Source organism: Colwellia sp. BRX8-5 (genome assembly GCF_014077325.1).
Classification (GTDB): Bacteria; Pseudomonadota; Gammaproteobacteria; order Enterobacterales; family Alteromonadaceae; genus Colwellia_A.
Genome location: NZ_JACGVR010000118.1, coordinates 1 through 256, shown reverse-complemented (window position 1 = coordinate 256; position 256 = coordinate 1). Strand labels below are relative to the sequence as shown.

At 46.5% G+C, this 256-nt stretch carries 1 tRNA gene; it reads right to left on the bottom strand.

The features are described 5' to 3' along the window. Positions 1 to 48: 48 nt before the first annotated feature. A tRNA-Ala gene (locus H4J62_RS20160) sits at positions 49 to 124 on the bottom strand. Between the last annotated feature and the right edge of the window lie 132 nt (positions 125 to 256).

Below are 256 nucleotides of genomic sequence, written 5' to 3'. Positions count from 1 at the left end.
CGTGTAGTTTACTACACAAGCTGCGAACTAACGCGGTAGAATTTAAGATGGTGGAGCTATGCAGGATCGAACTGCAGACCTCCTGCGTGCAAGGCAGGCGCTCTCCCAGCTGAGCTATAGCCCCATCGGGATTCTTCTAATTTGTTATCATGTAATTTGTGTAGACACTCGTGAAACCGAAGTTTCCATTAAACTGTTTTTACTTCAAGATAAGGAGGTGATCCAACCCCAGGTTCCCCTAGGGTTACCTTGTTAC